Genomic DNA, 14,645 nt, shown 5'->3' with positions numbered 1-14,645 from the left:
CCAAACTGCCCCCGCCCCCCACCCGCACCGCCGCCGGCACCCACCTGCCGCCCACCACCCCCGCCCAGCAGACCGTCGCCCACATCTGGCGCGAACTCCTCGGCCACCCCGCCCCAGGGCTCGACGACAACTTCTTCGACCTCGGCGGCCACTCACTGCTCCTGGTCCAGGCGCACGCGCGGCTGCGACGGCTCCGGGAGGACCTGCGGATCGTCGACCTGTTCCGCTATCCGACGCTGCGCGCGCTCGCGGAACACCTGGCGGGCGAGACCGCCGACCACACCCCGCGGGAGGAGACGGAGCCCGACGGGCTCCGCGCGGGACGGTCCCGGCTGAAGCTGCGCCGCCGGCGCCTGCACGACGAGCCGAAGGGAGACGCGCGTTGAACGCCGACCACGACCGGACCGAGGATTTCATCGCGGTCATCGGGATGGCGGGGAGATTTCCCGGCGCCCCCGACGTACCCGTCTACTGGGAGAACCTGCTCTCCGGCGTCGACTCCGTCGCCGCCGCGCCCGCGCCGTGGTCCGGCCCGAAAGGCGTCCTGGCGGACCACGACCTCTTCGACGCGGAGTTCTTCGGCTTCAGCCCGAAGGAGGCCGAGCGGACCGATCCGCAGCAACGCCTCCTCCTGGAGTGCGCCTGGGAGGCGCTGGAGCACGCCGGGTACGGCAACGCGGCGAACCGGCCGGTGACCGGGGTCTACGCCGGCTCCTCGACCAGCGGGTACCTGCTGGACGTGCTGTCCAGTCCGCGGCACCGGGATCTGCTCGACGACAGCCAGCTGCTCATCGGCTGCGACAAGGACTATCTGACGACGCGGATCTCGCACAAGCTGAACCTGCTGGGGCCGAGCCTGGCGGTGCAGACCGCGTGCTCCACCTCGCTGGTGGCGATCCATCTGGCCTGCCAGGCGCTGCTCGCCGGGGAGTGCGACCTGGCGCTGGCGGGCGGGGTCGCGGTCCGCGAGTCGGCGGGACCGGGTCGCGGACCGGGACTCGAGGGGGGTTCCGGCCGGCGCGACGGCATGGTCTCACCGGACGGACGATGCCGGGCGTTCGACGCGGACGCCGCCGGGATGGTCAACGGCGACGGGCTCGGCCTGGTGGTGCTGCGCCGTCTGGACGACGCGCTGCGGGACGGCGACTCGGTCCACGCGGTCGTCCGCGGCTCCGCGATCAACAACGACGGCTCGTACAAGACCGGGTTCACGGCGCCGGGGATCGCCGGGCAGGCCCGGGTGATCAGGGCCGCCCGGGCCGCCGCCGGGGTGGACCCGGCCACGATCGGCTACGTCGAGGCGCACGGGACGGGGACCCGGCTGGGCGACCCGATCGAGGTGGCGGCCCTCGCCCAGGCCGCGGGCGACGCGGAGCCCGGTGACCGCTGCGCCCTCGGCTCGGTGAAGACGAACATCGGGCACCTGGACGCGGCCGCGGGTGTCGCCTCGTTCATCAAGGTGGTCCTGTCGCTCCGGCACCGGACGATCCCGCCGACGCTGCACTTCGAGCGCCCCAATCCCGAACTCGCGCTGGACGCCACACCGTTCTTCGTGAACACCGTGGCCAGGCCGTGGCGGCCGATCGCGGGGGTACGGCGCGCCGGGGTGAGCTCGTTCGGGATCGGGGGCACGAACGCACACGTGGTGCTGGAGGAGGCCCCCGAGCCGGCGCCGCCGGGCCAGAGCGGTCCGTGGCAGGTCCTGCCGGTGAGCGCGCGGACGGCCTCGGCCCGCGACCTGGCGGCGAAGACCCTGGCCAAGGCGATCGGGGACCTGGACGCGGCGGGACTCGCCGACGCCGCCTACACGATGCAGACGGGACGCGCGGAGTTCGGGCACCGAGGGGTGATCGTGGCCCGGGCCGGGGCGCGCGCCCATCTCGGCGAGGTCCTGCGCGGCGCGACGACGGGGTCGCCGCGGGTGGCGTTCATGTTCCCCGGTCAGGGGGCCCAGTACGCGGGCATGGCGGCCGGGCTCCACCGGGACGAGCCGGTGTTCCGGCGGGAGTTCGACGCCTGCCTCGACCTGCTCGCCGCGAACGGGGCGGACCCCGGCCTGGCCGCGGCGCTCCGCTCCCCCGGGCCGGAGGCGGACCGGGCGCTGCGGCGCACCTCGTCGACGCAGCCGGCGCTGTTCGCGGTGGAGTACGCACTGGCCCGGCTCTGGATCTCGTGGGGGGTCGAGCCGGCGGTGCTGATCGGCCACAGTGTCGGCGAGCTGGTCGCGGCCTGCGTCGCGGGGGTGATGTCCCCGCAGGACGCGGCACGGCTGATCGTCGCCCGCGGGGAGGCGATGGCGGCGAGCCCCGCCGGGGCGATGACCGCGGTCGCGCTCCCGCCGGACCGCGTGCGGGAGCTGTGCCCCGCCCCGGTGGAGATCGCGGCGGTCAACTCCGCCGCGCAGACCGTGATCGCCGGACCGGTGGAGGCGGTCGAGGCGGCCGAGACGCGCCTGACCGGGTACGGCGTCCGCCACCGGCGGCTGCGGACACCGCACGCCTTCCACTCGGCCGCGATGGACCGGGCGTCCGAGGAGGTCGCGAAGGCCGCCGCCGGGCTCACCCTCGCCCCGCCCGGACGCACGGTGATCTCCAACGTGACCGGCCGGGCGCTCACCGCCCAGGAGGCGACCGACCCCGGCTATTGGGGGCGTCAGGTGCGTGAGACCGTGCGGTTCGCGCAAGGGCTCGACGCCGTGGCCGCCGAGGGCGCGGGCCTGCTGGTCGAGGTGGGTCCCGGCCGTACCCTCTGCGACCTGGTCCCGGTGGGCGACCCGGACCTCGGCCTCACCGCGACGACGCCCTCGCTGCCGGGTTCCGGCGACCCCCGGGACGACCTTGAGGTCCTGCTCGGCGCGCTCGGCCGGCTGTGGGCGCACGGGGTCCCCGTCCGCTGGGAGCGGCTCCATCCGGCGCCGCGCCGCCGGGTGCCGCTGCCCACCTACCCGTTCGAACGGCGGCGGTACGGCGTCACGCCGGGCGGGGCGAGCGGCCCGGCGCAGCCCGTACCCCCGCCGGCCCCGGTCGGCGCCGCCGGAGGCGAAACCGCGGACGACACGGCGGACGAGGCGGGGCCGGACGTGACCGAGCAGGTCATCGCGGGCGTGTGGACCCGGCTGCTCGGCATCCCCGAGATCGGGAGGGAGGAGTCGTTCTTCGACCTCGGCGGCCATTCCCTGCTCGGCATGCAGGCGCTGGACGAGCTCTCCCGGCTGTTCCAGGTGGAGCTGCCGCTCGCGGCCTTCTACGAGAACCCCACGATCGCCGAGCTCGCGCTGCTCGTGGAGGACGCGATCATCTCGTCGCTGGAGCCGCCCGGACAGGCCCCGGCCGGCTCGGCCACGACCCGGGACGGGGGAGACGCGTGAGCACCGAGCGCAGTCGTACCGAGGCGGCCCGCCGCAGGCAGGCGCTGTCGGCCGAGGCGCGGGCCGAGCTGACGGCCCGGCTCCGCGGCGCCGCGCACCCGCGGCCCGCCGCGGCCGGTCACGAGGCCCCGCGCGCCGAGCCGATCCCTCGCCACGACGGGCCGGACAGCCCGCTCTCACCGACCCAGGAGCGGTTCTGGCTGCACCAGCGCCTGTTCCCCGGGGACGCCTCCGTCAACGTCTTCATCGCCGTACGGCTGCGCGGCCCGCTCGACACGGCGGCGCTGCGGCACTCCTGCGCGGAGCTGCTCCGCCGGCACGAGGTGCTCCGGTCCGTTTTCGCCGAGGTCGACGGGGTGCCCCGTCAGCTCCGGACGCACCCGGCGCCGCTTGAGCTTCCCCGTGCCGACCTCACCGCCGAACCCCGGCCGGAGGCGGCGTTGGAGCGCCTGGCCGAGGAGGAGGCGGGCAGGCCGTTCGACCTCGCCGCCGAGCCGCCGTGCCGGGTGAAGCTCGCCGCGCTCGGCGCCGACCACCACGTGCTGCTGCTCACCCTTCACCACATCGCCACGGACGGGTGGTCGAACACGGTCCTGCTGGAGGAGCTCGCCGCGGGCTACACCCTGGCGCGGGAGAATCCGGGGCGGCGCCTGCCGGCGCCCGAGCTCCAGTTCGCCGACTACGCGCGGTGGCGTGGCCGGGAGCCGCGCACCGGGGCCGGCGGCCACTGGGACGCGGTCCTCTCCGGCGCCTCCCCGGTTCTGGACCTGCCGCTGGACCGTCCCCGGTCCGCCGGTACCCCGATCCGGTCCGGGCGGCTGGTCGCCGTGGTCCCCCCCGAGACGACACAGGAGTTCACCCGGCTGTGCGGCTCCCTGCGGGTACCGCTCTTCGCCGGGCTCACGGCGGCCCTCCAGGTACTGCTGTACCGGTACACCGGGGAGTCCGGGTTCCTCGTCGGCGTGCCGTTCAGCGGCCGGAGCCGCGCCGAGCTCACCCGGGTGGTCGGCCCGCTCTTCACCACGATCCCGATCCGCGCGGACCTGACCGCCGGGATGTCGTTCCGCGAGCTGGCGCTCCGGGTGCGGACGAGCGTGTCCGGCGCCTTCGCGAACGCTGACTCCTTCTCCGGACGGCTCCCCGGCGGCCCCGCGGCCCGGGAGGGGGAGCGCTCGGCGCCGTACGACGTGCTGTTCGCCCTGCAGGACGCCCCGCCTCCCCGGGTGACGGCGGCGGGGCTCACGGTCGAGCGGATCGAACTGGGGCAGGGCACGGCCCAATGCCCGCTGACGCTGTCCGTCGCCCCGGAGGGGGGCGGCCTCCGGGTGACCGTGGACTACGACCGGGCGATCCTCGACCCCGAAACCGCCGGGCAGCTCGCGCGTCACCACGGCGAACTGCTGCGGACCCTCGCCGCCGCCCCGGACCTGCCCGTCGGCGCGGTCGGGCTGCTGGACGAGGCCGAGCGGGAGCGGGTGCTCGACGGCTGGAACCGGACGACCGCGCCGGTCACCACGCCCGCGACGGTGCATGAGGCGTTCCTGCGGCAGGTACGGCTGACCCCGGACGCCCCGGCGCTCACCTGCGGGCGGGTACGGCTGACGTACGCCGGGCTGGCGGAGCGGGTCCGGGCGGAGGCGGGGCGGCTCGCCGGGCTCGGGGTCCGCCGGGGCGACGTGGTCGGGGTGTGCGCGGAGCGGTCGCCCGAGCTGGTGGTGGCGCTGCTCGCGGTGCTGACGGCCGGAGCCGCCTACCTGCCGCTCGATCCGTCCCATCCCGCCGAACGGAACCGGCGGGCGCTCCTGGACGCCGGGTCGCGCCACCTGCTCGTGGACCCGCACCCCCGGTGCCGGCCGGGCGTCCCGGGGGGGCGGGTGCTCGATCTGACGGCCGCCGACGCCGGGCCGGACCGGGCGGAGGCCGCCGGGTCACCCGTACCCGATCCGCCGGGGACGACCGGGGCGGACGTCGCGTACGTGATGTACACCTCCGGCTCGACCGGGACGCCGAAGGGCGTGACGGTCCCGCACGAGGGGATCTGCAACGACCTGGAGTGGCGGCGCCGGGTCACCGGCCTCGGCCCGGGGGACGTCCTGCTGCACACCGTCTCCTTCTCCTTCGACCCCTCGGTGTGGCAGCTGTTCGGGCCGCTCGCCGCGGGCGCGGAGGTGGTGCTCGCCACGGCGGAGGAGGCCGCCGACCCCGAGTCGGTCGCCGCGCTGGTCCGGGAGCACCGGGTGACCGTCGCCGACTTCGTGCCGTCCACGCTCGCCCGGCTGCTGGAGGCGGCCGAGCCGGGCGACCTGGACTCGCTCACCCATGTGTTCTGCGGCGGGGAACGGCTCCCGGGGGATCTGGCGGCCCGGTTCCACCGGCGGCTGCGGGCGAGGCTGTTCAACCAGTACGGCCCGACCGAGGCGACCGTCGACACCACCTCCGCCGAGGTCGTCCCGGTCTCGGCGGAGTCCCCTCGCGAGACGGGCATCGGGCGGCCCATCGCGAACAAGCGGGTGTACGTCCTCGGCCCCGACCTCGAACCGGTGCCGGTACGGGTGCCCGGCGAGCTGTGGATCGGCGGGATGGGGCTCGCCTACGGGTACGTCGGCTCCCCGGCCGCCACCGCGGACCGGTTCCGCCCGGACCCGTACGGCCCGCCCGGCGCCCGGATGTACCGCAGCGGCGACCGGGCGCGGCACCGGCACGACGGGAGCCTGGAGTTCCTCGGGCGTCTGGACGACCAGGTGAAGCTGAACGGGGTGCGGATCGAGCCCGCGGAGGTGGCGCAGGCCCTGCGCGGGCATCCGGCGGTGGACGAGGCGGTGGTCCTCCTCCGGCGGGTGCGCGGGCGCCCGGCCCTGGTCGGCTACGTGGTGACCACGGGGTTCGACGAGGCCTCGCTCCGCGCCCACCTGCGGGAGCGGGTGCCGCCCGCGTTCGTGCCCGCCCATCTGCTGCCGGTGGAGCGGATCCCGCTCGGCCACACCGGCAAGGTCGACGCCGCGCGGCTGCCCGATCCGCCGGAGCCCGCCGCGCCCGAGCCGGGGCACGCCGCGGCGCGGGGGACGGCCGAGCGGGTCCTGGCGGACCTGTGGGCCCGCGCCCTCGGGGTGGACGAGGTCGCGGGCGACGCCGACTTCTTCCAGGCCGGTGGGGACTCGCTGCTCGCCATGCGGCTCGTCGCGACGGTGCGCCGGCGTTTCGGGGTGGAGCTGGCGATGCACGAGTTCTTCGCGGCGCCGACGATCGGGGAGCTGGCCGGGCTCATCCGGTCCCGCCGGGCGGGCACCGGGGGTGTCCGGCGGACGCCCCCACTGCGCAGGCGGACGGGCGACCGGGTTCCGCTGTCCCACGCGCAGGAGCGGGTCCACGACCTGGCGGAGGCGGGTGCCGGGGCGCAGGAGCTGGAGGTCTCGCTGGCGGTGCGGCTCGTGGGCGACCTGGATCCGGAGGTGCTCGGGCGGGCGCTGAACACGGTGGTGGCCCGGCATGAGGCGCTGCGTGTCCGCGTCGTGCCGGCGCGGGCTCCGGGGCTGCCGCCGGAGCAGATCGTGCGGCGGCCGTACGAGGTCCGGGTCGGGCAGGGGTCGGTGCCCGCGCTGCGCCCGGAGGCCGGTGAGCTGATGACGGCGGGGCTCGCACGCCCGGGCCCGGGTGAACACGAGCTCACCCTGGCGTTGCACCGCATCGCGGTGGACGGCGCGTCGACGCGGATCCTCGCGCACGAGCTCGCGGTCGCGTACGCGGCGCTGCGCGCGGGGAAGGCGCCCGACCTCCCTCGGCTCGGCCTCCAGCACCCGGACCACGCGGCCTGGGAGCGTTCCTGGCTCACCGGCGAGGTGGTGGACGAAGCCGCGGCGGCCTGGCTGCGGACGGCACCGGACCTCCCCCGCCCGGGTCCGCACTCCGCCGGACTGCGGCGGCTGCCGCAACGGGTGACGCTGGACGCCGAGACGACCCGGGCGCTCACCGCCCTGGCCAGAGAACTCCGGTGCGGGCTGCGCACGATCCTGCTCACCGCCTGGACGATCGCCTGCGATCGGCTGCTGGCTCCCCGCCCCGTGGTCTGCGTCCCGGTGAGCGGACGGGATCAGCCGGTGTTCCAGCAGGTGATCGGGCGTTTTGTGAACCTGGCGGCCCTGGTGGTCTCCTTCGACGGCGCGTTCGGGCTGGCCGAGCGGATCCGGCGGGTCCGGGAGGCCGAGGTCGACGCCTACCGGCGCCAGCGTCTGCTGCCCTTCGCCGCGCTGGAACGGGCGGCCGGGCTCCGCGGGAGCGGCCGGGTTCCCGCCTTCCCCATGATGTTCGACTTCGCCGATCGCCCGGCCGCCCCACCCCGAATCGGCGGCCTGGACATCGTGATCCGTCCCCCGGACGAGTACCGGGCGGATTTCGGTCTGGCACTGCACGCGCACCACCACACCGACGACACGCTGGAGCTGACCATGCTGCATGATCCGGAGATCTACGGCGCCGAGCCGATGGCCGACCTGTTCACCGGGTTACGGACGGTCCTGGGCGACGCGATCGCGCACGTCAGGCGGGGGGACGGCCGATGACCGCGCCGCGAAGCCGGCTGACGGAGATGCTCGGCGGGTATCGCCGTACCGCGGCGGTGTACCTCGCCGCCGCGCTGGGGATCCCCGACCTGCTGATCGACGGGCCGCGCTCCGGCCTCGAACTCGCCTCCCTGACCGGGGTCGGGGAGGAGCGACTGCGGCAGGTCCTGCGGGCGCTGACCGCGCTCGGCATCCTCGGCCAGGACCCGGGCGGGCGCTTCTTCCTCACCGAGACGGGGGATCTGCTCCGCACCGATCACCCGGAGTCGCTGTACGGGCAGGCGATCTACTTCGGCGGCCTCAGCTACCGGGCCTACGGCGGGCTGCACGAGAGCCTGACCGGCGGGGGCGTCGCCTTCGACCACGTCTTCGGCATCGGCTACTACGAGCACCTGGACCGGCATCCGGAGCTGGCCGGCCACTACCACAAGATGATCGCGCTCGCGCCGGGGATGGCCCAGCTGATCGACGGGCTGTTCGACTTCCGTCCGTACCGGACGATCGTCGACGTGGGCGGCGGAAACGGATCGCTGCTGACGGAGATCCTCACGCTGAGCCCGGCCGCGCGGGGGATCGTGTTCGACCTGCCGCTCGCCGCCGACGCCGGCCGCAAGACGGTGGCCGACCGGGGGATGGGCGACCGGTGCGACGTGGTCAGCGGCGACTTCCGGATCGCGGTTCCGCCGGGCGGCGACGTCTACCTCCTGTCCCGGGTCCTCGCCAACTGGTCCGACGAGAACGCGGTGAAGATCCTCTCCAACTGCAGGGACGCGATGGGGAACGACGCGACCCTCCTCGTGTTCGAACTCCTCATGCCCGAACGCGTCGCGGAAGGGGCGTTCGCCGTCGACGGCGACCTCAACGCCCTCGCCCACTTCGGCGGGGCGGTGCGCACCCGGAGCCGGTTCGAGCGGCTGCTCGCCGAGGGCGGCTTCCACCTCGCCGAGGTCCGGGAGGTCCTGCCCGGCGCCCACTGGTCGCTGCTGCGCTGCGTCCCGGAGGCCGTCCGGTGAACCGCGTCCCCCGGTTTTCCGGACCTCCCCTCCTCGGGCTCAACCACCGGTTTCTCCGGGACCCGGTGGGGATGTTCATGGAGGCGCACCGCCGGTACGGCGACCTGGTCGAGCTCGACCTGGGGATCTCCGGGTCGGTCTACGCCGCCTTCCACCCCGACGGCGTCAAGCAGACGCTGCTGCGGGGGCGGCGGGTGCACCGGGCGCTCCTGCGGGAGCTCCTCGGCAAAGGCCTGTTCACCTCCCCCAGCGGGGACGACTGGCTCCGGCGGCGGCGCCTGATCCAGCCGCTCTTCCACGAGGACCGGCTGGCGGAGCTGACGCCGCTGCTGCTGCGCTCCCTCGACGAGGTGCTGGAGCGGCACTGGCTCAACGCCGGCACCGTCGACCTCGCCGCGGAGATGAAGCGGGCGACCGTCGCCATGATGGTCGACGCCACCTTCGGCCGGCACGGCGACGTCGACCGGGCGGTCGCGCGGGAGGAGCTGAGTTTCCTCCTGCGCTACGTGGACGACCGCCTCTTCACCTTCGTCCAGCCCCCGCGGAGCTGGCCGACCCCGGACAACCGCCGCTACCGCCGGTCCATCCGCACGATCCGCGCGATCATCGCGGACGCCGTACGGGACGGGCGGCGGCGCGGCGGCGACGAGCCGACGTTCCTGAACGGCCTGCTGGCGAGCCGGGGATCGGACCCTGAAGTCCGGTTCTCCGACGAGGAGCTCGTGGACGAGGTGCTCTCGATCTTCATCGCCGGGACCGAGACCACCGGAACCGCGCTGACCTGGGCTCTGCACCTGCTCGCCACCCACCCGGCGGCCGGGGAGGGCCTACTGAAGGAGATGGCGTCCGAGCTCCCCGGGGACACCCTCACCCCGGCCGTGCTCGCCAGGCTCACCTGGCCGAAGGCGATCGTGCAGGAGGCCGTCCGACTCTATCCGCCCGCGTGGGCGCTGCGGCGGGTGACCGACGACCCCGTGGAGATCGGCGGGGTACGGCTGCCCGCGGGTTCCCGGCTGATCGTGTCGGCCTACGTCACCCACCGGCACCCGCAGGTGTGGTCCGAGCCGGAACGCTTCGACCCGGTGCGCTGGCTCCCGGCCGGCGCCGCCGAGCGCCCCCGATTCTCCTACTTCCCCTTCGGCGCGGGCGCCCACCAGTGCATGGGCAACATGTTCGCGCTGCTCGAAGGGGAGTTGATCATCACGCGCCTGGCTCAGCGCTTCCGGATGGCGCCCTTCGGCCGCTCCCCGGTCCGCGCCCGCCCGACCATCGCGCTGGCGCCCGTACCGGGCCCGCACCTGGAGGTGATCCCCATCTCATGAAGACCATCGAACCGCCGCGCCGCGGCCTCATGAGCGCGAGCGACGTCGTGCACGCGAACCGGGTTCTGGCCTGGTTGCACGCGTACGTCTCCGAGCCGCACCCCGAACTGGGGCGGGGCGGGCCCGTCTGCCCCTTCGTCCCCATCTCGCTGAAGAGCGACGCGCTCGTCTTCGCGGTACACGACGAGATCGACGGGCGGCACCCCCAGCTGCTCACGGATCTCCTGCTCGCCCACCTGGCGGATTTCGCGGCGACGGCACCGGAATCACCGCATGAACTTCGACGGCGAAGCCTCATGGTCGTCGTCCCGAACATCAGAGAGGAGTTTCTCCACGTACTCGATCTGGCACAAGGCCAAGTCAAGAGCGCCATGGTGCGACACGGTGTGATGATCGGCCAGTTTCACCTGCGGTGTCCCGACACCGCCGCCCGCAATCCCGGGTTCCGCGTCTCCATCGCACCTTTGCCGTGCTTCGCCATTCGCCATATGGCACCGCACGACATTCTCTTTCTCCACAACGACCGGGAATGGTTTGCCGAATACCGGCACAGGTTCGGAAACGAATACCTGCAGGAAAGGATTAAGGATCCCATGATGCTGGATCTCTACCACCGTGCGCAGAGCCTCTTGGACGAGTCGTGATCCGCGCCGTGGGCTCCACCGGCGGAGCCAGGCGCCTGCTCGTCGCCGGCGCGGCCGTCACGCTGACCCTCACGGCCTGCGCGTCCCTGCCGCCCGAGACCGAGTTCGGCCCGTCGACCTCGATCGCCGCGGGAGTGGGCCCGGCCGGGCTGGTGAGCGCCGACGTCAACGGCGACAACCGGGCCGACCTCATCACCGCCGACTTCGGCGCCAACGCCATCTCGGTGATGCTTTCGGACGGCAGCGGCGGGACGGGCAAGCGCGCCAAGTTCGACGCGGGCATGATCCCCTCCGACCTCGGGGTGGGCGACTTCAACCGTGACGGCAAACTGGACGTGGCCACCTCCGACTTCGGCCCGGACTCGGTGTCGATCCTGCTCGGCGACGGCAAGGGGGCGTTCGGCGCGCCCAAGGCCTACCCGACGGGGGGCGGGGACCCCAACCGGATCATCGTGGTGGACCTGAACGGGGACATGAACCCCGATGTCGCGACGACCAACTTCCACACCGACAACGTCTCGGTCCTGCTGGGCGACGGGAAGGGCGGCCTGGGCAAGGCGACCGAGTTCCCGGTGGTGTTCGACCCGATCCGGATCAGCGCCGCCGACATCGACCAGGACGGCGATCAGGACCTGCTGACGGCGAACTTCGGCTCGGACGAGATCGGGCTGCTGCTCGGGGACGGCAGCGGCGGGTTCAAGGCGGGTGACAGCCTGCCGACCGGGGGTGACCCGTCCGCGCTTCTCACCGTCGACGTCAACGGGGACAAGATCCTCGATCTGGTGAGCGGCAGCTTCGACGACCACGACGTCTGGGTCTATCTGGGTGAGGGCGACGGCGCGTTCGCCAATCCCTCGCAGTATCCGACCCTGGGGAAGGCGCCCGCGGCGATCGTCGCGGCCGATTTGAACGGGGACGAGATCATCGATCTCGCGACCGCAAACTCCGCGTCGAACGACGTGAGCGTGCTGCGCGGCGATGGAAACGGGCATTTCAGCCAGGGAACGACATTCCCCATCACCGGCAAGGATCCGCGGGGCGGTATCGCGGCGCTCGACCTCAACGGCGACGGAGCGCTGGATCTGGCCACCGCGAATCATAACTCAAACGACGTATCGCTGCTCGCCAATAAAGGACCAATCAGCAACAGATAGCAGCTGATCGGACAAACCCGGAGCCACCATGCTTATCGAAAACGAAGATCCCTGTAAGGTCGTTGTCAACCACGAAGAACAGTATTCGATCTGGCCGCAGGCCCGGGAAAACCCACCCGGATGGCATGACGCAGGAAAGGAAGGAACCAAAGGCGAATGTCTCAGCTGGATCGACGAGCACTGGACGGACATGCGCCCCCTGAGCCTGCGCCGCTTCCAAGAATCGGCCGAGCGGGCCGCCGCTAAGTGACCTTGAAGGACGCGCCCCCGGCCGGCAACCCCCTGACCAAGGAGTGACGAGAGCATGTCAGCCTCTGCTGAAGGCACGGACACCGAACCGCGGGAGACCGCGTTTCGCGTGCTGCTCGGAAACCCGGGCTTCCGATCGCTGTGGTCCTCACGGGTCCTGTCCGTCGGCGGTGACGCACTCAGCCTCGTGGCGCTGATGCTGCACGTGTCCAATACGGTGGGGCAGGCGATCGCGGTCTCCTTGTTGTTGCTCGTCGGGGACTTCGTCCCTTCCCTGCTCAGCCCGATCGCCGGTGCGATCAGCGACCGTTTCGACCTGAAGCGGGTGATGATCTTCTGTGAGATCGGGCAGGGCGTGATCATTGCGCTCATCGCGTTCTCGCTCCCGCCCCTCCCCCTCCTGCTGGTGCTCGTCGGCCTGCGCGCGATCGGCGGTCAGATCTTCCTGCCCGCCTCCCGCGCGGCGATCCCCGCCCTGGTCCGCGACAAGGACCTGGAGACGGCGAACTCCACGCTCGGGTTCGGCACCAACGCCGCCGAGGCCCTCGGGCCGCTGGTGGCCGCGGCGCTGTTCCCCTTCATCGGCATCCGCGGCGTGCTCTTCGTCGATGCCGCGTCCTTCCTGATCGCCGGGGCCCTGCTGTTCACCCTCAAGTCCATTCCCCCGGTCCCGGCCGAGGGCGGCGAGAAGGTCTCGCTTCTCCAGGACGCCAAGTCGGGCCTCGGATACATCTGGTCCGCCAAGGTGGTCCGGGTCATCGCCTTGGGCTTCTGCGCCATCGTCGCGTTCAACGGCGTGGACGACGTGGCCCTGCTGGTCCTGGCCAAGGAGGACTTCGCGGCGGGCGACTCCGGGGCCGCCCTGCTCCTCTCCGCCGTCGGCATCGGCCTGCTCGTCGGCTACGCCCTGACGGCCCGCTACAGCACCCGGGTCTCCCTGGTGACGCTGCTCGTCATCGGTTTCGCGGTGAGCAGCATCGGCAACCTGCTCACCGGTCTGGCCTGGGCCGTCGCGGCGGCCTTCACCACCCAGTTCATCCGCGGCTTCGGGATCGCCGCGATGGACGTGGCCACCAACACCATGCTGCAGCGGCTCGTCCCGGCGGGAATGCTCGGCCGGGTCTTCGGCAACCTCTACGGGGCGATCGGGGTGGCCGCCGCGGTCTCCTACATCGCCGGCGGCTTCTTCCTCGACGCGACCTCCGCGCCGACCACGCTCATCGTCGCCGGGGCCGGGGGCACCCTGGCCACCGTGGCCGTCGCGCTGACCCTGCCGGGGGTGCTCCGCCGGCACAACGCGTCGGCGGAGGCGGCGACCCCCGACGGGGGGACGGGGGACGGGAAGGAGGACCGGGTGGACAACGTCAGGGAGTGAGGATCCGGCGCAGTTCCTCCGTGAGCTCGCCACAGCTGCTGTGGCGGGCTCGCGGATCCGCCGCCGTCGCCTTGGCGACGAGACGATCCACGGCGGGGTGGAGCCCGGGGCGGAGCACGGCAGGCGGAGGATTCCGTGCTCGCCCCGCGGAACCGAAGGAGGGCTCGTGTTCCTGGAAGGGGGCGACCGCGGTGAGACAGGCGTAGAGCACGCAGCCGAGGGCGTAGACGTCGGAACGGCGGTCGACCGTCTGCGCGGCGATCTGCTCCGGAGCCATGTAGCCCAGCGATCCGACGAAGTGGCCGGACGGGCCCGCACCCGTCCCGGAGGCGGTCACCTCACCCGTGGCGATCCCGAAGTCACACAGATAGCAGTGCCCGTCCGGGCGCGGGTCGACCAGGATGTTGGCCGGCTTCACGTCCCGGTGGACCAGGCCCCGGGCGTGGAGATGGTCCAGGGCGCCCCCGATCCGCACCACGATCGACACCGCGGTCTCCAACGCGAGAGGACCGTTCGAATCCAATAAAGCCCGCAAATCCCCGCCGTGAACATACGGCATGATCGCATAGAGAATTCCATTACTCTCCCCCAAACCGTAGACCGGCATCACATGAGGATGATCAAGACCGGCCGTCGTTCGCCACTCACGTAGAAAACGCCGCCGGAATATCTCGTCCCGGGAATACGCGGGGCGCAGCACCTTTACGGCCACCCTCCTGCCCAAGCTCAGGTCTTCTGCCAGGTAGACGATGCTCGCCATCGATCGATGCAGTTCACCTTTGACGCGATATCCAGGAAGAGCGAAAACGCCGTCATCCGTCGAGGGCAATTTGGCGACCTCCTTTTCGGGTGCACACCTATATCACACGCTACCAAATCCAAAGGCTATGCAATTCACAATTTCCATGCTTACACTGGCGCCACAGACAGCCTCGCTAATACCGGAAAGAGTGTGAATCCGCGGA

10 protein-coding genes are annotated in these 14,645 nt (G+C 72.6%); 9 read left to right on the top strand and 1 reads right to left on the bottom strand.

Features of this window, described 5'->3' with window-relative positions:
- The 9 genes from RUR_RS09195 to RUR_RS09155 form a co-directional block, all read left to right on the top strand.
- Window positions 1-386: phosphopantetheine-binding protein (locus RUR_RS09195; protein WP_283134523.1), on the top strand; the 386-nt coding region annotated here is incomplete at its 5' end.
- Window positions 383-3,367, top strand: coding sequence for a type I polyketide synthase (locus tag RUR_RS09190; protein ID WP_283134522.1), 2,985 nt, complete (start codon window positions 383-385; stop codon window positions 3,365-3,367). The genes RUR_RS09195 and RUR_RS09190, both read left to right, overlap by 4 nt.
- A complete protein-coding gene (locus RUR_RS09185; RefSeq protein ID WP_283134521.1) occupies window positions 3,364-7,923 on the top strand; it encodes a non-ribosomal peptide synthetase in 4,560 nt (1,519 codons plus the stop codon). The genes RUR_RS09190 and RUR_RS09185 overlap by 4 nt, the downstream gene beginning before the upstream one ends.
- Window positions 7,920-8,936 (top strand): methyltransferase, encoded by a 1,017-nt coding sequence (locus tag RUR_RS09180; RefSeq protein ID WP_283134520.1) that lies wholly within the window; start codon window positions 7,920-7,922, stop codon window positions 8,934-8,936. Before RUR_RS09185 ends, RUR_RS09180 begins: the two co-directional genes overlap by 4 nt.
- Window positions 8,933-10,258 carry a cytochrome P450 gene (locus tag RUR_RS09175; RefSeq protein WP_283134519.1) on the top strand — a complete coding sequence of 442 codons (1,326 nt, stop codon included), beginning with the start codon at window positions 8,933-8,935 and terminating at the stop codon, window positions 10,256-10,258. The genes RUR_RS09180 and RUR_RS09175 overlap by 4 nt, the downstream gene beginning before the upstream one ends.
- Window positions 10,255-10,902, top strand: a complete 648-nt coding sequence (locus RUR_RS09170; protein ID WP_283134518.1) for a DUF6875 domain-containing protein — start codon at window positions 10,255-10,257, stop codon at window positions 10,900-10,902. The genes RUR_RS09175 and RUR_RS09170 overlap by 4 nt, the downstream gene beginning before the upstream one ends.
- Window positions 10,899-12,056 (top strand): FG-GAP repeat domain-containing protein, encoded by a 1,158-nt coding sequence (locus RUR_RS09165; RefSeq protein ID WP_283134517.1) that lies wholly within the window; start codon window positions 10,899-10,901, stop codon window positions 12,054-12,056. The genes RUR_RS09170 and RUR_RS09165 overlap by 4 nt, the downstream gene beginning before the upstream one ends.
- Before the next feature lie 28 nt (window positions 12,057-12,084).
- Entirely contained in the window at window positions 12,085-12,306 is a 222-nt protein-coding gene (locus RUR_RS09160) for an MbtH family protein (RefSeq protein ID WP_283134516.1), read from the top strand.
- A gap of 54 nt (window positions 12,307-12,360) precedes the next feature.
- Window positions 12,361-13,680: an MFS transporter gene (locus RUR_RS09155; protein ID WP_283134515.1), complete on the top strand. Its 1,320-nt coding sequence runs from the start codon at window positions 12,361-12,363 to the stop codon at window positions 13,678-13,680.
- Here RUR_RS09155 and RUR_RS09150 read toward each other — a convergent pair.
- On the bottom strand, window positions 13,670-14,440 hold the full coding sequence (locus RUR_RS09150; RefSeq protein WP_283134514.1) for a serine/threonine-protein kinase: 771 nt from the start codon (window positions 14,438-14,440) through the stop codon (window positions 13,670-13,672). The genes RUR_RS09155 and RUR_RS09150 overlap by 11 nt on opposite strands.
- Between the last annotated feature and the right edge of the window lie 205 nt (window positions 14,441-14,645).

This window comes from Rhizohabitans arisaemae (assembly GCF_025996515.1).
GTDB lineage: Bacteria > Actinomycetota > Actinomycetes > Streptosporangiales > Streptosporangiaceae > Rhizohabitans > Rhizohabitans arisaemae.
This window is presented reverse-complemented; position numbering and strand designations above follow the sequence as displayed.

Excerpts from the sequence above, each read along its gene's own strand:
- RUR_RS09160 (WP_283134516.1), top strand. The coding sequence starts at position 12,085 with ATGCTTATCGAAAACGAAGATCCCTGTAAGGTCGTTGTCAACCACGAA.
- RUR_RS09155 (WP_283134515.1), top strand. The coding sequence starts at position 12,361 with ATGTCAGCCTCTGCTGAAGGCACGGACACCGAACCGCGGGAGACCGCG.
- RUR_RS09180 (WP_283134520.1), top strand. The coding sequence starts at position 7,920 with ATGACCGCGCCGCGAAGCCGGCTGACGGAGATGCTCGGCGGGTATCGC.
- RUR_RS09170 (WP_283134518.1), top strand. The coding sequence starts at position 10,255 with ATGAAGACCATCGAACCGCCGCGCCGCGGCCTCATGAGCGCGAGCGAC.
- RUR_RS09150 (WP_283134514.1), bottom strand. The coding sequence starts at position 14,440 with ATGGCGAGCATCGTCTACCTGGCAGAAGACCTGAGCTTGGGCAGGAGG.